Raw genomic sequence first — 20,126 nt, forward strand, 5'->3', positions numbered from 1 at the left:
CTTCACACCGCACCTGAACTACCTCCGTCAACTCGATGGCACGCTTGCTAAGGTGGATGACTGGCTCCTGGTGGCCCCTCAGACATCGCCCTGGCCCATGTCGCCGAAGCACAGCGCAGCGTCCTCGCGCTCGAGGACCTGTCGATGTTCGGACGCGACCCGTGGTGGCTCGTCGTCATCAAGGCCGTGTTCTGCTTCGCGTTCCTGATGGTGACCGTGCTGTTCTCCATCGTGTGGGAGCGCAAGGTCGTCGCCTGGATGCAGCTGCGCATCGGCCCCAACCGGCACGGCCCCTGGGGCATGCTGCAGTCGCTCGCCGACGGCATCAAGCTGATGCTGAAGGAAGACGTCATCGTCAAGCGGGCGGACAAGGTCGTCTACGTCCTGGCGCCGATCGTCGCCGCGATCCCGGCGTTCATGGCGATCGCGGTCATCCCGTTCGGTCCGGCCGGCAACGAGGTCTCGATCTTCGGCCACCGCACCACGATGCAGCTGACGGACCTGCCGATCGCGATGCTCTACATCCTCGCGGTCGCCTCCGTCGGCATCTACGGCATCGTGCTCGCCGGCTGGTCGTCCGGCTCGACGTACCCGCTCCTCGGCGGACTGCGTTCCTGCGCGCAGATGATCTCGTACGAGATCGCGATGGGCGCGGCGTTCGCGTCGGTCTTCCTGTACTCCGGCTCGATGTCGACCTCGGCGATCGTGGAGGCCCAGGCGGACCGCTGGTTCATCATCCTGCTGCCGGTCTCCTTCATCATCTACGTGGTCACGATGGTCGGTGAGACCAACCGTGCCCCGTTCGACATGCCGGAGTCCGAGGGCGACCTGGTCGGCGGCTTCAACACCGAGTACAGCTCCATCAAGTTCGCGATGTTCATGCTGGCCGAATACGTCAACATGGTCACCGTCTCCGCCGTCTCCGTGACCCTCTTCCTGGGCGGCTGGCGGGCGCCGTACCCGATCTCCACCTTCTGGGAGGGCGCGAACCACGGCTGGTGGCCGATGCTCTGGTTCGTCCTCAAGGTCCAGCTGCTGCTGTTCTTCTTCATCTGGCTGCGCGGCACGCTGCCCCGTGTGCGTTACGACCAGCTGATGAAGCTCGGCTGGAAGGTCCTGATCCCGGTCTCCGTCGTCTGGCTGATGCTGGTGGCGACCGTGCGCGCGCTGCGGAACGAGAACTACGACTTCCAGCAGATCGTGCTGTACGTCGGCGGCGCGGTGATCGCGGTGCTGCTGCTCTCCTTCGTGGCGGACATCTTCCGGGGCAAGAAGGAAAAGGCCGCTCGGGCCGCCGAGCCGCCGCCCGCCGCCTTCGATCCGATGGCGGGCGGCTTCCCCGTACCGCCGCTGCCGGGACAGGAGTTGCCGCCGGTGCCGCGCAGGCGGTCTCGCCAGGAGCGCGAACTGATTGTCAGTGGTGGACCCAATACTGACAGTGATGGTCCTCGGGACGGAAAGGAGGCTGACGGTGTCTGAGGAATCCGAGAGCAAGTTCCTGAATCCGGTTGCCGGCTTCGGCGTGACCTTCAAGGCCATGTTCAAGAAGCGGCTGACCGAGCAGTATCCGGAGCAGCAGAAGGTCACGGCGCCGCGCTTCCACGGCCGGCACCAGCTCAACCGCCATCCGGACGGGCTCGAGAAGTGCGTCGGTTGCGAGCTGTGCGCCTGGGCCTGCCCGGCGGACGCGATCTACGTGGAGGGCGCGGACAACACCGACGAGGAGCGCTACTCCCCGGGCGAGCGGTACGGCCGCGTCTACCAGATCAACTACGCCCGCTGCATTCTCTGCGGCCTGTGCATCGAGGCGTGCCCGACCCGCGCGCTGACCATGACGAACGAGTTCGAACTGGCCGACAGCAGCCGCGAGAACCTCATCTACACCAAGGAGCAGCTGCTCGCGGGGCTGGACGAGGGCATGGTCGACTCGCCGCACGCGATCTACCCCGGCATGGACGAGCAGGACTACTACCGGGGTCTGGTCACGGAGGCCGCCCCGGGCACGGTCCAGCAGGCCGCGGTCTCGAAGGACCAGCCTGATCGATCGGCAGGGGCTGCGGCCGCGCCGCAGGAAGGCGAGTCGAGCTTCGGCGAGGACGAGCCCGCCTCGAAGAAGGTGATCGGCGCATGAGCACGCTCGCCGCCACCGTCACCTCCACCGGCGAGGCCGTCCAGTTCTGGTTGCTCGGCACCGTCGCCGTCGTCGGCGCCCTGTGCACGGTCCTGATGAAGCGGGCCGTGCACAGCGCCCTGTGCCTGGCCGGGACCATGATCATCCTGGCGGTCTTCTACCTCGCCAACGGCGCGTACTTCCTGGGCGTCGTCCAGATCGTCGTCTACACCGGCGCGATCATGATGCTGTTCCTCTTCGTGGTCATGCTGGTCGGCGTCACGGCGGCCGACTCGCTCAAGGAGACGTTGAAGGGCCAGCGCTGGCTGGCCGCAGCCTGCGGCCTGGGCTTCGGCATCCTCCTCATCGCCGGCATCGGCCACGCCTCGCTGAAGAACTTCAACGGCCTCGGCGCCGCCAACACCGCGAGCGGGGGGAACGTCGAAGGCCTCGCGGCGCTGATCTTCACCAAGTACGTCTTCGCCTTCGAGATCACCGGCGCCCTGCTCATCACCGCGACCGTCGGCGCGATGGTGCTCACGCACCGGGAGCGCACCGAGCGCGCCCGGACCCAGCGCGAACTCTCCGAGCAGCGCGTACGGGAAGGCAAGCACCTGCCGCCGCTGCCCGCGCCCGGTGTCTACGCCCGGCACAACGCTGTGGACATCGCCGGTCTGCTGCCGGACGGCACCCCGTCCGAGCTCACCGTCAACCGGACGCTGCGTGACCGCGGCCAGATCCGCGACGTGTCCAGCGAGGCGCTGAACGACCTCAAGGCCCTGGAACAGCGCTCCGAGGAGCGCCTCGGACGGGACCGGGACGAGCACGACCGGGACGGACAGGAGGCCAAGCGGTGAATCCGGTCAACTACCTCTATCTCGCCGCCCTGCTGTTCACCATCGGCGCGGCGGGAGTGCTGATCCGGCGGAACGCGATCGTGGTCTTCATGTGTGTCGAGCTGATGCTCAACGCCTGCAACCTCGCGTTCGTCGCCTTCTCCCGGATGCACGGCAATCTCGACGGCCAGATCATCGCGTTCTTCACGATGGTCGTCGCCGCCGCCGAGGTCGTGGTCGGGCTCGCGATCATCGTGTCGCTGTTCCGTTCCCGCCACTCGGCCTCGGTCGACGACGCCAGCCTGATGAAGCTGTAAGGGGTCGGAAGAATCGTGGAGAACCTGATTGCGCTGCTCGTCGCGGCGCCTCTGCTCGGAGCGGCGGTCCTGCTGTGCGGCGGACACCGCCTCGACCGGACCGGTCACTGGCTCGGCACCCTGCTCGCGGCCGCTTCCTTCGTCGTCGGCGCCGTGCTGTTCACAAACATGCTGGGCAAGGGCGCCGAGGACCGCGCCCTGCACCAGACGCTGTTCAGCTGGATCCCCGTCGAAGGGTTCCAGGCGGACATCGCCTTCCAGCTCGACCAGCTGTCGATGACCTTCGTCCTGCTGATCACCGGTGTGGGCACGCTGATCCACATCTACTCGATCGGCTACATGGAGCACGACGAGCGGCGCCGCCGCTTCTTCGGCTACCTCAACCTCTTCCTCGCGGCGATGCTCCTGCTGGTCATCGCCGACAACTACCTGCTGCTGTACGTCGGGTGGGAGGGCGTCGGCCTCGCCTCGTACCTGCTCATCGGCTTCTGGCAGCACAAGCCCAGCGCGGCGACGGCCGCGAAAAAGGCGTTCCTGGTCAACCGTGTCGGCGACATGGGCCTGTCGATCGCGATCATGCTGATGTTCACCACCTTCGGCACCTTCGCCTTCGGGCCGGTGCTGGCGGCAACGGGGGACACCAGTGAAGGCAAGCTGACGGCCATCGGGCTGATGCTGCTGCTCGCCGCGTGCGGCAAGTCGGCCCAGGTGCCGCTGCAGTCCTGGCTCGGTGACGCGATGGAGGGCCCGACCCCGGTCTCCGCCCTCATCCACGCGGCCACCATGGTGACCGCCGGTGTCTATCTCATCGTCCGTTCCGGCGCGATCTTCAACGCGGCGCCGGACGCACAGCTCGCGGTGGTCATCGTCGGCGCGGTCACGCTCCTGTTCGGTGCGATCGTCGGTTGCGCGAAGGACGACATCAAGAAGGCACTGGCCGGTTCGACGATGTCGCAGATCGGCTACATGATCCTCGCGGCCGGTCTCGGCCCGATCGGATACGCCTTCGCGATCATGCACCTCGTGACGCACGGCTTCTTCAAGGCCGGGCTCTTCCTCGGCGCCGGTTCGGTCATGCACGGCATGAACGACGAGGTCGACATGAGGAAGTACGGCGGTCTGCGCACGTACATGCCGATCACCTTCGTCACCTTCGGACTCGGCTATCTGGCCATCATCGGCTTCCCGGGCCTGTCCGGCTTCTGGTCCAAGGACAAGATCATCGAGGCGGCGTTCGCCTACGACGACGGAATCCGCGGCTGGATCTTCGGCGGCGTGGCGCTGCTCGGTGCCGGCATCACCGCCTTCTACATGACGCGGGTGATGATCCTGACCTTCTTCGGCGACAAGCGCTGGCAGCCGGCGCCCGACCCGGACAAGGCCCCGAGTGTCGAGCCGGGCATCGAGGTGACCCCCGGTGCGATGCCGCATCCGCACGAATCGCCCAAGTCGATGACGATCCCCATGATCGTGCTCGCCTTCGGGTCGGTCTTCGCGGGAGCCTTCTTCTCGATCGGCGACCGGTTCGCCAACTGGCTCGCCCCCGTTACGGAGTTCGAGCACCCGCACCCGGTGATCAGCGTGCCGGCCATCACGACCGCGACCATGGTCGTGCTGCTGATCGGCGCCGTGATCGCCTACCTGATGTACGGACGCAGGCCGGTCCCGGTCACCGCGCCGCGCGGCTCGCTGCTCACCCGGGCCGCCCGCCGCGATCTCCTCCAGGACGACTTCAACCATGTGGTCCTGGTCCGCGGAGGCGAGCACCTCACCCGGTCCCTGGTCTACGTCGACCACTCCCTGGTCGACGGAGTGGTGAACGGTACGGCCGCCTCGTTCGGCGGGCTCTCCGGCCGGCTGCGCAAGCTGCAGAACGGCTACGCCCGCAGCTACGCGGTCTCGATGTTCGGCGGTACGGCGATCCTGATCGCCGCGACCCTGCTGATGAGGGCGGTCTGACCATGTCTTCTGCAAGCACAGCCTTCCCGCTTCTGACGGCAACGGCGGTACTGCCGGCGGTCGGCGCCATCGCGACCGCCGCGGTGCCCGCCGCGCGACGCACGGCCGCCAAGTGGCTGGCCCTGCTCTTCTCGCTGGCCACGCTCGTGCTCGCCGCGATCGTGTTCGTACGGTTCGAGCCGGGTGGCGACCGCTACCAGCTCACCGAATCGCATGCCTGGATCGCCGACTTCGGCGTCCGGTACGAACTGGGCGTGGACGGCATCGGGGTTGCGCTGATCGCGCTGACCGCGGTGCTGATGCCGTTCATCATCCTTGCGGGCTGGCATGACGCCGACCCGTTGGAGTCGGATTCGCGCAGGTGGCGGCCCACACAGGGTTTCTTCGCTCTGATCCTGATGGTCGAGGCGATGGTGATCCTCTCCTTCGAGGCCACCGACGTCTTCCTCTTCTACATCCTGTTCGAAGCCATGCTCATCCCGATGTACTTCCTCATCGGCGGCTTCGGCGACCGCGCCGCCCCTGCCGGACGAGCCGCCGCCGCGGCGGGGGGAACCGAAGAGAACGCCGCGGCCCAGCGCTCCTACGCGGCCGTGAAGTTCCTGCTCTACAACCTCGTCGGCGGCCTGATCATGCTCGCCGCGGTCATCGGGCTGTACGTGGTCGCGGGCAGCTTCTCGCTCTCCGAGATCGCGGAGGCGCGGGCCTCCGGCTCCCTGGAGATGGCGACCACCACCGAGCGGCTGCTGTTCCTCGGCTTCTTCTTCGCCTTCGCGGTGAAGGCGCCGCTGTGGCCGCTGCACACCTGGCTGCCCAATGCGATGGGCGAGGCGACCGCACCGGTCGCCGTCCTGATCACGGCGGTCGTCGACAAGGTCGGCACCTTCGCGATGCTGCGCTTCTGCCTCCAGCTCTTCCCGGAGGCGTCCAAGTGGGCCACGCCGGCCATCCTGGTGCTGGCGCTGATCAGCATCGTCTACGGAGCGCTGCTGGCGGTCGGCCAGCGGGACATCAAGCGCCTGATCGCGTACGCGTCGATCTCGCACTTCGGCTTCATCGTCCTGGGCATCTTCGCGATGACCAGCCAGGGCCAGTCCGGTGCGACGCTCTACATGGTCAACCACGGGCTGTCCACGGCGGCACTGATGCTGGTGGCAGGCTTCCTGATCTCGCGGCGCGGCTCGCGGCTCATCGCCGACTACGGTGGTGTCCAGAAGGTCGCCCCGGTGCTCGCGGGCACCTTCCTGATCGGCTCGCTCGCCACCCTCTCGCTGCCGGGACTCGCGCCCTTCGTCAGTGAATTCCTGGTCCTCGTCGGCACGTTCGCCGCGTATCCGGTCGCGGGCATCGTCGCGACCCTCGGCATCGTGCTCGCCGCGCTGTACTCCCTCGTGCTCTACCAGCGGACCATGACCGGTCCGGTGAAGTTGGAGGTGCGGGAGATGCCGGACCTCAAGGCGCGTGAACTGGCGGTCGTCGCACCGCTGATCGCCCTGCTGATCCTCCTCGGCGTGTTCCCGAAGCCGCTGACCGAGATCGTCAACCCGGCCGTGGAGCACACGATGTCCGACGTACAGAAGAAGGACCCCCGGCCCGAGGTGGAGGCAGCCAAGTGAGTGCTACAGCTGTCCACAGCCTGTGGACAACGGCCGCGCAGGTCGAGCCGCTCGGCAAGATCCCCGCGCCCCACATCGAGTACGCCCAGCTGGCTCCGGCGTTGATCGTCGTCGGCGCGGCCGTCCTGGGCATCCTCGTGGAGGCGTTCGTCCCGCGCAGGGCCCGCTACTACACCCAGGTGTTCGTCACCGTCGTCGCGCTCGCCGCCGCCTTCGCGGCGGTCGTCGGGCTCGCCGCAAGCGGATACGGCACCACCAAGGCGCACATCGCCGCGATGGGCGCCATCGCCGTCGACGGACCCGCGCTGTTCCTGCAGGGCACCATCCTGCTGGCCTCGCTGGTGGCGATCTTCACCTTCGCCGAGCGCCGGCTCGACACGGCGGTCCACGGCAACCGCGTCGACTCGTTCGCCGCGGAGGCCGCCGCCGTCCCCGGCAGCGAGCACGAGAAGGCAGCGGTCAAGGCCGGGTTCACCACCACGGAGGTGTTTCCGCTCGCGCTCTTCGCCGTCGCCGGAATGCTGGTCTTCCCGGCCGCCAACGACCTGCTGACGCTGTTCATCGCGCTCGAGGTCTTCTCGCTCCCGCTGTACCTCCTGTGCGCCGTGGCCCGCCGCAAGCGGCTGATGTCACAGGAAGCCGCGGTGAAGTACTTCCTGCTCGGCGCGTTCTCCTCGGCCTTCCTGCTGTTCGGCATCGCCCTCGTCTACGGCTACGCGGGCTCGGTGTCGTACGCGCGGATCGCCGACGTCGTCGAGGGCAGCGTGCGCACCATCGACCCGGCGCTGGCCGACACCATGGGCAACGACGCGCTGCTGCTGATCGGCGGCGCGATGGTCATCATGGGGCTGCTGTTCAAGGTCGGCGCGGTGCCCTTCCACATGTGGACGCCGGACGTCTACCAGGGCGCGCCGACCCCGGTGACCGGCTTCATGGCCGCGGCCACCAAGGTCGCCGCGTTCGGTGCGCTGCTGCGGCTGCTGTACGTGGTGCTGCCGGGCCTCGCGTGGGACTGGCGCCCGGTCATGTGGGCGGTCGCCATCGTGACCATGCTGGGCGGTGCGATCGTCGCCATCACCCAGACCGACATCAAGCGTCTGCTGGCGTACTCCTCCATCGCCCACGCCGGCTTCATCCTCGCCGGTGTGATCGCGACGACGCCCGACGGCGTCTCGTCCGTCCTCTTCTACCTGCTGGCGTACTCGTTCGTGACGATCGGCGCGTTCGCCGTCGTCACGCTGGTGCGCGACGCGGGCGGCGAGGCGACACACCTGTCCAAGTGGGCGGGTCTCGGGCGGCGTTCGCCGCTGGTGGCGGCGGTGTTCGCGGTGTTCCTGCTGGCCTTCGCCGGTATCCCGCTCACCTCGGGCTTCGCCGGCAAGTTCGCCGTCTTCAAGGCGGCGGCCGAGGGCGGCGCGGGCGCCCTGGTCGTGGTCGGTGTGATCTCCTCGGCGATCGCCGCGTTCTTCTACATCCGGGTGATCGTGCTGATGTTCTTCAGCGAGCCGAAGCCGGAGGGTCCGACGGTCGCCGTGCCGTCGCCGCTGACGATGACGACGATCGGCGTCGGCGTCGCGGTGACTCTTGTCCTCGGCGTGGCACCGCAGTACTTCCTGGATCTGGCGAGCCAGGCGGGCGTGTTCGTGCGCTGACAGCCCGTCACCAGCACGAAGGTCCGGCCTCTCCTCGGGGGAGGAGCCGGACCTTCGTGGTGTTCAGGACCCGGAGCCCGTGGCGCGCACGGACCCGGTGCTCGACCCGGAGGCGTCGCCGAGGAAGCAGGTGACCTCGCGGTCGCCGAAGGCCCACCCGGAGGACTGGGGGTGGTAGTAGTACACCTCCAGCGTCTCAGCGAGCTTCGGGTTGTCGCCCACGTAGTCGGTGAGCAGCGTGCCGGCGCACTTCTCCTGGGCGATGGAGACGACCTCGTCCGCGCCGGGGTACGGCCCGTCCTCCAAGTCGAAGACGGCGTACGCCTCGGCCTCGTGGGGCTCGCTGCACGGCACGATGCTCACCGAGAACGCGGCTTCACCTCCCTCGCTCTCGTACTCCTCCAGCTCGTCGTTGGTGTTGAAGCAGTCGCCCTGGCGGATGTCCTGTACCTGCTCCGACCCGGGGCTGGTCACCTGGCCACCGCTGTCGCGCTTCGCCGGGGGACCGTCGTCGAAGGCACCGGACACGCCCAGGCCGATGATCAGGGCCCACAGGGCGAGCGTCGCGCCGTGGATGGAGATCGCGGCGACGGCGAAGCCCTTGCCCTTCTCGCCGTTCCGGCGGATCTGGGAGAGGGCGACGATGCCGAGGATCAGCGGCAGCAGAGGGAAGGGGAAGACGAGCGAGAGGACGAACGCGACGATGGCCAAGGCGCTCATCCTGCGCGGCGGTGACGGGTACCAGGCCGGCGGGGCGCCGTACGGCCCCGGCTGACCCGGCCCGTACGGGCCCGGCTGCGAGTACGGTCCCGCGGAGGGCGGTGGCGGGGGTATGGACATGCTGCGCGGCGCTCCTGGTGCAGAGGGTTGAGATCCGCAACCTATAGCCAAGCGGTGACAGCACGAACACCGGTGCACCCTGCCCCGGCCGGCCACCGCTCCTGTCGAGACCACCTCCTCCCGCGTCGACCCGCCGTGGAACACCGTGCCGTAATCCGCGGCGCATCCCGCCCACGCCACCGCCCCCGTCTCCCGGCCGGCCCGCGCCGCGTAGGCGCGCACGTCCGAGTAGGGATCGTGGACCGCCGACGCCAGGTGGGTGGACCATAGCGACGCTTTCCGGACAGTGGTGTTGCCGCAGTGTTGCGCCACCTGCGGTCGTCGAGTGCACGGCTGTGACCTGCGGATTTGTCCTCAGTGGAGCAAGATCAGCCACTGGTGGACCCCGGACGTGCCCCGTCCGACCGCGCCACCGCCGCACGAAGGCCCGGCACCCGAGAGCGGGGATGCCGGGCCTTCACGGTGTCGGGGCGCAGTCAGCGCGCGGGGACGATCCGTCCGGTGACTTCGCCGAGCCCGACGCGTACGCCGTCCGGGCCCGGAGCCCACGCCGTCATGGTCACCTCGTCACCGTCCTCCAGGAACGTCCGCTTGCCCTCCGGCAGTTCGATGGCGTCGCGTCCGTTCCAGGTGAGCTCGAGCAGCGAGCCGCGCTGGTTCACCTCGGGGCCGCTGACGGTCCCGGAGCCGTACAGGTCGCCCGTGCGGAGCGAGGCGCCGTTGACCGTCATGTGGGCCAGCTGCTGCGCGGCCGTCCAGTACATCGTGGCGAACGGCGGCTCCGCGACCACCTGGCCGTTGATCGCCACCGAGATCCGCACGTCGAAGCCGCCCGGCTCCTCCTCCGCGGAGTCGTCGAGGTAGGGCAGCAGGTCGAAGTCCCGCGCGGGCGGCGCGGTCCTGGCCGCGTCCAGAGCCTCCAGCGGGGTCACCCAGGCGGCGACGGACGTGGCGAAGGACTTGCCGAGGAACGGGCCGAGCGGCACGTACTCCCAGGCCTGGATGTCGCGCGCCGACCAGTCGTTGAGCAGGAAAAGCCCGAAAACGTGGTCCCGGAAGTCCGAGAGGGCCACGGTGCTGCCCAGTTCGGAGGGAGTGCCGACGAGGAAGCCGACCTCGGCCTCGATGTCGAGCTTGACCGAAGGTCCGAACACGGGGGTGGCGTCGGCGGGCGTCTTCCGCTGCCCCGAGGGACGCACGACATCGGTGCCGGAGACGACGACCGTGCCCGCCCGGCCGTGGTAACCGATCGGCAGGTGCTTCCAGTTGGGGGTGAGCGCGTCGCCGTCCGGGCGGAAGATCCGGCCGACGTTGGTGGCGTGGTGCTCACTCGCGTAGAAGTCGACGTAGTCCGCGACCTCGTACGGCAGGTGCATCGTCACGGCGCCCAGCGGGTGCAGCAGCGGCTCTATGTCGGGTCGGTGCGCCGGCACCGTCACCCATGCCGTGATCGCACGGCGCACATCGCGCCATGCCGTGCGTCCGGCCGCCAGCAGCGGGTTGAGGCTCGGCCGGGCCAGCAGGCCGGCGTATGGGGAGCCGAGTGCGTGCGCGGCGGCGCCGGCGTCGAGCACATGGTTCCCGATACGGACGCCGAGGCGCCGACGGTCCGGTTCGTCGGCCGTGGTGAAGACGCCGTACGGAAGGTTGTGCGGGCCGAAGGGATCGCCCTCGGCCAGATCGAGCGGGCTCTGCTCGGGCATCGGTGCTTGCCTCGCTTTCCACGGGTGTGGACGACACGTTACGTGCCAGCCCCGGGGTCACGGCAGGGCCTAAAGGATCACACGCGCTGGTCGGTCCGGGTCACACGCGTGCCCTCGGGCCAGGTCATGGGCGCACCGTCCGGTCAGGGTCACACGCGCTGGTCGGTCCGGGTCACACGCGTGCCCTCGGGCCAGGTCATGGGCGCACCGTTCGGTCCGGGTCACGCGCGCCCCCGGTTCCCGGTCAGGCGCGCGCCGGTCGGTCCGGCACCCGGGGAATGCGCTTCTCCCAAGTGCGGTGGTAGACGATCTCGTTGCCGTCCCTGCACACCACTTCGTTCGACGCGACGAAGTCCGCAGCGTCACAGGCGAGCTCCGAACGCGTCTCGATCCGCACGTCCCAGGCCAGTTCGGGCCGGTGCAGACGGATCGTCCAGTCGGAGCGGGTGCGCGCCGACAGCGGGTCGTCCTCCTGGACGGTGAAGGTCTCCCGGCCTTCCTCGGTGTACTCCAGGCCGTCCGGATACACGAGCCTCCCCTCGCGCCGCGGGTCGACCTCCAGCCGCCACTCGCCCTTGGCGACATCCCTGACCACCAGCCGCTCCGGGCGCTCCTCGTCCAGCGTCGCCGGGGAGCTGACGCCGAGCGGCCCGGACTGTTCCGGCGGCTCGAAGCGGATGCCGGTGTCCTCCCGGTGCTCGCCCGGTTCGCGTACGGGCAGCTCGAGGCCGGAACCGGCCGGGTCCAGGGAGAAACCGGCCGAGTCAACCTGCGGCCAGATCCAGGGCCAGTACGCCGAGGAGACCGCGAGCCGGATGCGGTGCCCGCAAGGAAAGGTGTGTCCGACGGCGTTCAGCTCGAACGCGACGTCCTCCGTCGCCCCCGGCGGCCATGCGTCCGCCCGGTCCGGGCCGTGGCGTGCCCGCAGGTTGAGGGCCCCGCGGGTGACCAGGGTCGACGAGCCGTCCGGCGCCACATCGCAGAGCCGGGCGACCGCCTGGCCGGTCGGCACGTCCATGCGCAGCCGCAGCGTCACCCGGGGCCGCCCCAGGATCTCGATCGGGTGCGGCCCGGCCACGGGGAACTCGAAGCACGCCGAGCGGGCGTCCTCGTCCCGCTGGTCAGGGGGAAGGTCGGCGTCGTCGCCGGAGGGGAGGAACCGTCCGGCGTCCATGCCGGTGTGCTGCGGGGAGCGGACGGTGACCGGCTCGCCCTGGAACGCGTAGGCCGTCGGCGTGATGTACGGCGACGGCCACGCGGGGTCGCCGGCCCAGCGTCCCGGCAGTTCCTGGAGGACGGTCGCGGGGCGGTACGACGCGGTGATCCACGACCGCAGCAGCGGTTCGTCCATCACCCCGGTGTCCCGGCCCTTCAGGTGCTGGTCCCACCACCGCAGGGTCTCCTGCAGGAAGCCGATCGCCGGCCCCGGCGGCAGCCCGCGGTCGGGGTACTGGTGCGACCACGGGCCGATCAGTCCTCGCACCCGATCGGACGGCAGATGTTCCACCAGACGGAGCACGGCGTCCCGGTGGGGGTCGTGCCGGCCGCCCACGGCGAGAACCGCCGCGTCGATCGCCGAGAAGTCCTCGCACACGCCGGTGCGCTTCCAGTAGTCGTCGCGCAGCTGGTGGGCGAGCCAGGTGTGGAGGAGGGGCTCGACCGACTCGAGCCGCCGCAGCCACATCGCCCGCCACTCCTCGCCGGCGTACCGCGGGTCCGGGGGCCGGGCGGTGAAGGCGAGCAGGGTGGCGGCCCAGGCGGGCATGCCGACGGCGAGGACCGAGCCGCCCATGTGGTGCATGCCGTCGTACCGGTCGACGGGCGCGCAGACGGTGACGACCGCCTTCAGCGGCTCGGGCGCGAGAGCCGCGATCCGCAGAGAGTTGAGGCCGCCCCAGGCGATACCGAACATGCCGACCCGGCCGGTGCACCACGGCTGCCGTGCCAGCCACCGGACGACCTCCACCCCGTCCGCCAGCTCGGTGTCGTCGCACTCGTCGCCCGGCAGGCCCTCGCTGTTGCCGTGGCCCCGCACGTCGACCCGCACGGAGGCGTATCCGTGGCCCGCGTACCAGGGGTGGCGTTGCCAGTCGCGGGCCGCGGTCCGGTCGCTGAGCCGGAACGGGAGGTACTCGAGCAGCGCGGGGACGGGGTCCTCTCCCAGTGGCCGCCAGATCCGGGCGTACAGCCGGGTGCCGTCCGTGAGGGGCACACGGACGTCCTCGTGGAAGGTCTCGTACGGGAGATCGGTACGGATGCGCATCGCGGCAACCTTCCGGCGGACCGGGGCCTCTCGTTCAGGTCATGCCCTTCACAGGCCTCGGCGGACGGGGTCCTGGGCGCTTCGGTGCAGGCGGCGACGGGGTCGTCGTCGGTCCTGACAAAGCGCACACCTTTGTTCAACAGGGGTGGAAGAGAACATACCGGCGGCGGCAGGAAGGCGCTCATGGTGATCGAAAGAGGACCGGATACGCTGACTTGAGTGAATCCAGCGACACATCGACAATCCGCGTGATCGTCAGCAGACAGGAGACTCCCTCGTGACCGTCGTCGAGCCGTTCGGGCTGAGCGTGCGGGACCAGGCTCTTGAGGCCGATGTCCAGACCGGGTTGTCGGCTGTCGAGGCGGGCCTGCTCGACGCCACCAAGAGCGAGGTGCCGTTCATCACCGAGGCCGCGCAGCACCTGGTGCGCGCGGGCGGCAAGCGTTTCCGGCCGCTGCTCGTGATGTTGGCGGCCCAGTTCGGCGACCCGTATGCGCCGGGCATCGTCCCCTCCGCCGTGGTGGTCGAGCTCACCCATCTGGCGACGCTTTACCACGACGACGTCATGGACGAGGCCGACGTACGCCGCGGCGTGGACAGCGCGAACGTCCACTGGGGCAACTCCGTGGCGGTGCTGACCGGCGACTTCCTCTTCGCCCGCGCCTCGCACATCCTGGCCGACCTCGGCCCCGAGGCCGTACGGATCCAGGCGGAGGCGTTCGAGCGGCTGGTGACCGGGCAGATCCTGGAGACCGCGGGGCCGCGCGACGGCCGCGACCCGGTGGAGCACTACCTCGACGTCCTCGCCGGCAAAACCGGCTCGCTGGTCGCCGTCTCCGTCCGCTTCGGCGCGATGATGTCCGGCGCCGACGACCGGATCGTGGAGACCCTCACCCAGTACGGCGAGCGGCTCGGCGTCGCCTTCCAGCTCGCCGACGACGTGCTCGACATCGCGTCCGACTCGCAGGAGTCCGGCAAGACGCCCGGCACCGACCTGCGGGAAGGCATCGCGACCCTGCCGGTGCTGCGGCTGCGCGCCCAGGCGCAGGAGCACCGGCGCCCGGAGGACCTGGAGCTCGTCGCGCTCCTCGACGGGGACCTGACGGACGACGCCCGGCACGCGGAGGCGCTGCGCAGGCTCCGCGTGCACCCGGCGCTGGAGCAGGCCCGCAGGGACACCGTGCGGTACGCGCAGGAGGCGCGGGCGATGCTCGCCCCGCTGCCGGACTGCTCGGCCAGGACCGCGCTGGAGGAGCTGTGCGACGCGGTGGTCCACCGCGCCGGCTGAGCCGTCGCGCCCCTGGACCCCTACGGGGCGGGTGAGTTGCCGGCCCCCGATGTCATCCCAGAGGGGTACGCCAAGTTGCGCCCGCGGTCTGACGCTTCCTGGCGGCCCGTTTGGTCATATGGAGAGCACCACCCCTGACAACCACGGAGGTAGGGCACACCATGGCACCGAACGACAGCGCACAGACCACCGAAGAGGCCAAGGACCTCGCAGCGGGCCAGCGCAAGGCCGCCCGCTACATCGTCCCGGTCGCGGTGGCGGGCGTGGCGGCTGCGACCATCGGGCTCGTCCCGGCGCTCGCTGCCTCGGGTGACCCGGATCTGCCGAAGATCAGTGCGGCGCAGCTCATCGAGAAGATGGCCGCGTCGGACACCCAGCAGCTCTCCGGCACGGTGAAGATCAGCACCGACCTCGGTCTTCCGGCTCTCGACTCTCTCGCCGGTTCGCTCGGCGGCGTGGGCGGGGACGGCGAGGGCTCCTCCGCCGACCCCGACTCCAAGCTGAGCGGACTCGCGACGGGCACCCACACCCTGCGGATCGCGGCCGACGGCCCCGACCGGCAGAAGGTGTCCATCCTCGAGGACTCCTCCGAGTACAGCCTCATCCACAACGGCGACGAGGTGTGGGGCTACGACAGCGCCTCGAACGAGGTCTACCACGCCAAGGACGACGAACGGCGCGACGGCAAGGACGCCAGGGACCGCAAGGCCCCCGAGGACCTGCCGAAGGACCTTCCCACCACGCCCAAGGACCTGGCGGACGAGGTGCTGAAGGCCGCGGACGAGACCACCTCCATCACCGTCGGCGGCACGTCCCAGGTGGCCGGCCGCGACGCGTACAAGCTGGTCGTCAAGCCCAAGCAGGGCGGCTCGACGGTCGGCTCGATCACCGTCGCGGTGGACGCGGAGAACGGCGTGCCGCTGAAGGTCACGCTCACCCCGAGCAGCGGCGGCAAGGCCGTGATCGACGCGGGCTTCACCAAGGTCGACTTCTCGAAGCCGGCGGCCTCGACGTTCGACTTCGCCCCGCCCAAGGGCGCGAAGGTGACGGAGGCCGGCGAGGAGGCGCACCGGAAGGCACCCGAGGAGCCCGAGGGCTTCAAGGGCCTGGAGGGCTTCAATGGTCTGAACGTGATCGGCGAGGGCTGGACCTCCATCGCCAAGATCGAGGGGCAGGGCGGCAAGGGCCTCGACGGCGGCAAGGGCGGCGAGGGAGACGCGCCGCCCGAGGCGCAGCAGTTCCTCGACGCCCTGGGCGACAAGGTCGAGGGGAAGTTCGGCTCCGGCACGGTCTTCAAGACGCGCCTGGTCAACGCCCTGATGACGGACGACGGCACGGTCTACGTCGGAGCCGTGACCGAGGACGCCCTGGTGAAGGCCGCGAACGCCGACAAGTAGAACACCGACGGGTGACCGGGCCGCGCGACTGCCGGCCGGTGGTCCGCCGGGCCCGCCTCCGCCCCGTCGTGGCTCCTCGACGACGGGGCGGACGGCCGACCGGGCTGGCGCCGGCCGGGCGATTACGAACGGGCGCCGGCGGAAGGCGGTCGGGCGATTACGAACGGGCGCCGGCCGAAGCCGGCCGGGCGATTACGAACGGGACTGGCCATGACCGCCGTCATCGAGACAAGCGGACTCACCAAGCGCTACCGGGGCGGGCAGTTGGCCGTCGACCGGCTCGACCTCAGCGTTCCGGCCGGCAGCGTCTTCGGCTTCCTCGGCCCCAACGGGTCGGGGAAGACCACCACGATCCGGATGCTGATGGGCCTCATCGAACCGACCGCAGGCACCGCCGCCGTCCTCGGCCGGCCCATGCCCCGCTCGGCCGGCGCCGTGCTCCCGCAGGTGGGCGCGCTGATCGAGGGGCCGGCGCTGTACGGGTTCCTCAACGGCCGGGACAACCTGCTGCGTTACGACTCGGCCGACCCGGCCGCCGATCCCCGCACCCGCAAGGCCCGGGTCGCGGCCGCGCTGGACCGGGTGGGACTGGCACAGGCGGCCGGCAAGAAGGCCAAGGCGTACTCGCTCGGCATGAAGCAGCGGCTGGGGCTGGCGGCGGCGCTGCTGCAGCCGAGAAAGCTGCTGGTGCTGGACGAGCCGACGAACGGGCTCGACCCGCAGGGCATGCGCGAGATCCGTGCCCTGGTGAGAGAGCTGGCCGCAGACGGCGCCACGGTCTTCCTCTCCTCGCACCTCCTCGACGAGATCGAGCAGGTCTGCACGCACGCCGCGGTGATGGCCCAGGGCCGGCTGATCACTCAGGGTCCGGTCGCCGAACTGGCGGCCGGAGCCCGTGGGCGGCTCGTCGTCGTCACGCCCGACGCGGCCGACGCGGCCACGATCCTCAAGGAGCACGGGCTGGCCGGCGTCGTTCATGAGGGCGAGCGGGTGACGGCCGATCCGCCGGCGGACGGCGTCGAGCCGGCGGAACTCAATGCCGCGCTGGTGCACGCCGGAGTGCGGGTCCGGGGCTTCGGGGTGGAGCGCGCCTCGCTGGAGGACGCGTTCGTGGCGCTGACGGGGGAGGGCTTCGATGTCGCAGGCTGAGCCGACGGCGCGGGAGAAGGCCACGGCAGAGGGGGAGGCCACGGCGGAGACCGTGCCGGGTGCGCCCCGGCGGCTCCGCTCGCTCGGGCTGTTCCGTTCCGAGCTGACGCTCACCTTCCGCCGCTGGAGGACCGTCGCCCTGCTGGGCGTGCCGGCCGCCGTACCGGTGCTGATCGGTATCGCCGTCAGGATCGAGACGAGCGGCGGCGGCACGGTGGGCGGCGGCGGTCCCGAGGGGGCCGGCGGGCCCGCCTTCGTTGCCCAGATCACCAACAACGGGCTGTTCCTGGTCTTCGCCGCCCTCGCCGCGACGCTGCCGGTGTTCCTGCCGATGGCGGTGGGCGTCATCGCCGGGGACTCCGTCGCCGGCGAGGCGAGCGCCGGCACACTGCGCTATCTGCTGGTCGCCCCCGCCGGACGTACCCGCCTGCTGTTCGCCAAGTTCGCGGCCGTATGCGCGTTCTGCCTGGTGGCGACGCTGGTGGTGGCCGTGTCCGCGTTCGCCGTGGGTGCGCTGTTCTTCCCGCTCGGAGAGGTCACCACGATCTCGGGGGTCCCGATCTCGTTCGCGGAGGGACTGTGGCGCGCCGTGCTGATCTCGGTGGTCGTCGCGGCGTCGCTGACGGGGCTGGCGGCGATCGGCCTGTTCGTCTCGACGCTGACGGGCAGTGGTGTGGCGGCGATGGCGAGCACCGTGGGGCTGCTGATCGTCGTCCAGATCCTGGATTCCGTCCCCCAGTTGGACGCCATTCATCCCTATCTCTTCACGCACCACTGGCTGTCCTTCGCGGACCTGATGCGCGAGCCCGTCCTGTGGGACGAGGTGCTGAAGAACCTGGGCCTGCAGGGCGCCTACGCAGCCGTGTTCGGTTCTGCGGCATGGGCGCGCTTCACCACGAAGGACATCACTGCCTGAAGGGCCGGGGCCTCGGGCTCACATCCCGGCGAAGAACTCCTTGGCCTCGATCCGTGCCCGCTCGTCCTCCAGCACGTCCCCAGGGCGGGTGCCGTTGCCCAGCAGCACGCCGCCGAAGTCCATCTTCATGTACCGGGCGGTGGTGCGCAGGGTTCCCACCAGCGGGTCCGCCACGGACCGGTCGCTGTCCGCGAGCGCGGTCACACCCCACAGCCTGCGGCCCTCCATCCGGGCCTTGAAGTCCAGGCCCGGCACGCGCATCCACCCCGACCAGTGGTCCAGGTAGCGCTTGGTGGCGGTCGAGACGGAGTACCAGTACAGCGGCGAGGCGATGACCAGGTCGGTCGCCGCCAAGGTGGCGTCCAGCAAAGTGGCGGCGTGGCCGTTGGGCGCCGGGTAGCTGCCGTCGCCTTCGTGGCGCAGGTCCTCGAAGTCGCCCAAGGGCAGATCGGCCAGGTGCCGCCAGCGCTGCTCCACACTCTCGGGCAGCTGTTCCGCGGCCAGCCGGGCCAGCGTCTCGGTGTTTCCGCCGAGGCGGCTGCTGCCGAGCAGGAACAGGAACGTGCGGCTCATGGCTTCTCCCCATTACGGTGCCGACTGCATGCGTGTGCAGTATATGCACACGCATGCAGTCGGTGGGATGGAGGGAGGGGGTGAACCGTCAGAAGGTCAGCTTCCAGCTGTCGATGTAACCCGTGTCGTAACGGGCCACGTCCTGGACGCGCAGCTTCCAGTCACCGTTGGCCGTCTCGGTGGACGCGTCCACGGTGTAGGTGGTGATGACGTTGTCGGCCGAGTCGCTGCCGCTCGAGTTCTTCAGCCGGTACGCGGTGCCGTCCGGTGCCAGCAGATCGATCACCAGGTCACCGCGCCAGGTGTGCTTGATGTCCACGCCGACCTTGAGCACAGCGGGGGCGTTTCCGCTGCGGCCGGAGACGTTGACGGTGGACGTGACGGCGGCGCCGGCGTCCGGGACGGTGACATCGGCGGCGTTCTCGTAGAAGTCGCCGGGCGGTTCGGTCGTGCCCGCCGACAGGGACCAGACGGCGTGTGCGATCGCGTCGCTGTTACGGTCCAGAGCGGTGTCGTTGATGCTCGACGTCGTGTCGCACGAGGAGTGGTAGCAGCGGTCGAAGGCCTGGCCGGCCGTGCCGCCCCACTTCTGGGCCTGGGCGCTGCTCTTCGTGCGGCTTGCCCCGGTGAACAGACCGCCGACCGGTATGCCGACGTTCTTGAACGACGCGTGGTCGGAGCGGCCGTCGCCCTCGGTCTCGATCTCGGTGGGGACGCCGATACCGGAGAAGTAGCTCTTGAAGGTCTGCTCGATCACCGGGTCGTCGTCGTAGACGAAGTAGCCCGGGTTCGACGAGCCGATCATGTCGAAGTTCAGATAGCCCGAGATCTTCGAACGCTCCGTGGACGGCAGGCTGTTCACGTAGTACTTCGAGCCGACCAGGCCCAGCTCCTCCGCTCCCCACCAGCCGAAGCGCAGATGCTTCGCGGGCTGGAGCTGTGCGCGCGAGACGGCGAGCGCGGTCTCGAGCACGGCGGCGGATCCGGAGCCGTTGTCGTTGATGCCGGGACCGGAGCTGACGGAGTCGAGGTGGGCGCCGGCCATCACCGTCTGGTTGACGTCCCCGCCGGGCCAGTCGGCTATCAGGTTGTAGCCGGTGGCGCCGCTGGACGTGAACTGCTGGACGGAGGTGGTGAATCCGGCCGCGTCGAGCTTGGCCTTCACGTAGTCGAGGGAGGCCTTGTAACCGGCCCTGCCGTGGGCGCGGTTGCCGCCGTTGTTGGTGGCGATCGTCTGGAGCTGAGTGAGGTGTGCCTTGACGTTCGCGAGCGGTATGTCGGGTGCGGCGAGGGTGGTCACGGGTGCCACCGGTGCTGCGGATGCCGCGGGCGCGCCGGACGCGAGCAGCCCTGCCAGGGCGAACGCGGCGGCCGCAGCGGCACGTCTGGGAACGGAGAGCTTCATGTGGGGGCTCCGGATTCCGTATGGGGAAGGGACGGAAGTGCGTGACGCCCCGGTTCGGCGGTGCCCGGGGCGCTGGAGCTTGCTGTGCGCGCAGTGCGGATG

General features: G+C 69.8%; 16 protein-coding genes. 11 read left to right on the forward strand and 5 right to left on the reverse strand.

The window, feature by feature from the left end; translation table 11 throughout:
* Positions 1-144: 144 nt before the first annotated feature.
* The 7 genes from nuoH to nuoN are packed head-to-tail and all read left to right on the forward strand — an operon-like array spanning position 145 to position 8,490.
* Positions 145-1,479 carry an NADH-quinone oxidoreductase subunit NuoH gene (gene nuoH / locus ABZ070_RS17205; RefSeq protein ID WP_356634563.1) on the forward strand — a complete coding sequence of 445 codons (1,335 nt, stop codon included), beginning with the start codon at positions 145-147 and terminating at the stop codon, positions 1,477-1,479.
* A complete protein-coding gene (gene nuoI / locus ABZ070_RS17210) occupies positions 1,442-2,131 on the forward strand; it encodes an NADH-quinone oxidoreductase subunit NuoI (RefSeq protein WP_356634565.1) in 690 nt (229 codons plus the stop codon). Before nuoH ends, nuoI begins: the two co-directional genes overlap by 38 nt.
* Positions 2,128-2,967 carry an NADH-quinone oxidoreductase subunit J gene (locus ABZ070_RS17215; protein WP_356634567.1) on the forward strand — a complete coding sequence of 280 codons (840 nt, stop codon included), beginning with the start codon at positions 2,128-2,130 and terminating at the stop codon, positions 2,965-2,967. Before nuoI ends, ABZ070_RS17215 begins: the two co-directional genes overlap by 4 nt.
* Entirely contained in the window at positions 2,964-3,263 is a 300-nt protein-coding gene (nuoK, locus tag ABZ070_RS17220) for an NADH-quinone oxidoreductase subunit NuoK (protein ID WP_069927518.1), read from the forward strand. Before ABZ070_RS17215 ends, nuoK begins: the two co-directional genes overlap by 4 nt.
* A 15-nt stretch (positions 3,264-3,278) precedes the next feature.
* Positions 3,279-5,222 (forward strand): NADH-quinone oxidoreductase subunit L, encoded by a 1,944-nt coding sequence (gene nuoL / locus ABZ070_RS17225; protein WP_356634569.1) that lies wholly within the window; start codon positions 3,279-3,281, stop codon positions 5,220-5,222.
* 2 nt (positions 5,223-5,224) lie between these two features.
* On the forward strand, positions 5,225-6,838 hold the full coding sequence (locus ABZ070_RS17230; RefSeq protein ID WP_356634571.1) for an NADH-quinone oxidoreductase subunit M: 1,614 nt from the start codon (positions 5,225-5,227) through the stop codon (positions 6,836-6,838).
* Positions 6,835-8,490, forward strand: a complete 1,656-nt coding sequence (gene nuoN, locus ABZ070_RS17235) for an NADH-quinone oxidoreductase subunit NuoN (protein WP_356634573.1) — start codon at positions 6,835-6,837, stop codon at positions 8,488-8,490. The genes ABZ070_RS17230 and nuoN overlap by 4 nt, the downstream gene beginning before the upstream one ends.
* A gap of 63 nt (positions 8,491-8,553) precedes the next feature.
* Here nuoN and ABZ070_RS17240 read toward each other — a convergent pair whose 3' ends face one another.
* From ABZ070_RS17240 to ABZ070_RS17250, 3 genes are all read right to left on the reverse strand, one after another.
* Positions 8,554-9,330 (reverse strand): DUF4190 domain-containing protein, encoded by a 777-nt coding sequence (locus ABZ070_RS17240; protein ID WP_356634575.1) that lies wholly within the window; start codon positions 9,328-9,330, stop codon positions 8,554-8,556.
* A 476-nt stretch (positions 9,331-9,806) separates the two neighbouring features.
* The gene (gene fahA, locus ABZ070_RS17245; RefSeq protein ID WP_356634577.1) at positions 9,807-11,033 is read right to left on the reverse strand and encodes a fumarylacetoacetase; all 1,227 of its coding nucleotides are present in this window, start codon (positions 11,031-11,033) and stop codon (positions 9,807-9,809) included.
* A gap of 244 nt (positions 11,034-11,277) precedes the next feature.
* The gene (locus ABZ070_RS17250; protein ID WP_356634579.1) at positions 11,278-13,296 is read right to left on the reverse strand and encodes a CocE/NonD family hydrolase; all 2,019 of its coding nucleotides are present in this window, start codon (positions 13,294-13,296) and stop codon (positions 11,278-11,280) included.
* Positions 13,297-13,573: 277 nt separating this feature from the next.
* On the opposite strand from ABZ070_RS17250, the gene ABZ070_RS17255 reads away from it, so the two are divergent.
* From ABZ070_RS17255 to ABZ070_RS17270, 4 genes are all read left to right on the forward strand, one after another.
* Complete coding sequence (locus tag ABZ070_RS17255; protein WP_356634581.1) at positions 13,574-14,584, forward strand: polyprenyl synthetase family protein; 1,011 nt, start codon at positions 13,574-13,576, stop codon at positions 14,582-14,584.
* A 161-nt stretch (positions 14,585-14,745) separates the two neighbouring features.
* Positions 14,746-15,981 carry a DUF2092 domain-containing protein gene (locus ABZ070_RS17260; RefSeq protein WP_356634583.1) on the forward strand — a complete coding sequence of 412 codons (1,236 nt, stop codon included), beginning with the start codon at positions 14,746-14,748 and terminating at the stop codon, positions 15,979-15,981.
* Positions 15,982-16,191: 210 nt separating this feature from the next.
* A complete protein-coding gene (locus ABZ070_RS17265) occupies positions 16,192-17,130 on the forward strand; it encodes an ABC transporter ATP-binding protein (protein WP_356634585.1) in 939 nt (312 codons plus the stop codon).
* Positions 17,117-18,046: an ABC transporter permease gene (locus tag ABZ070_RS17270; RefSeq protein ID WP_356634587.1), complete on the forward strand. Its 930-nt coding sequence runs from the start codon at positions 17,117-17,119 to the stop codon at positions 18,044-18,046. The genes ABZ070_RS17265 and ABZ070_RS17270 overlap by 14 nt, the downstream gene beginning before the upstream one ends.
* A gap of 18 nt (positions 18,047-18,064) precedes the next feature.
* On the opposite strand, the gene ABZ070_RS17275 is transcribed toward ABZ070_RS17270, so the two are convergent.
* Positions 18,065-18,619: an NAD(P)H-dependent oxidoreductase gene (locus tag ABZ070_RS17275; protein ID WP_356634589.1), complete on the reverse strand. Its 555-nt coding sequence runs from the start codon at positions 18,617-18,619 to the stop codon at positions 18,065-18,067.
* Positions 18,620-18,707: 88 nt separating this feature from the next.
* Positions 18,708-20,024 carry a M28 family metallopeptidase gene (locus tag ABZ070_RS17280; RefSeq protein ID WP_356634591.1) on the reverse strand — a complete coding sequence of 439 codons (1,317 nt, stop codon included), beginning with the start codon at positions 20,022-20,024 and terminating at the stop codon, positions 18,708-18,710.
* Between the last annotated feature and the right edge of the window lie 102 nt (positions 20,025-20,126).

The sequence above is a fragment of the Streptomyces sp. NPDC006283 genome, from assembly GCF_040613325.1.
Classification (GTDB): domain Bacteria; phylum Actinomycetota; class Actinomycetes; order Streptomycetales; family Streptomycetaceae; genus Streptomyces.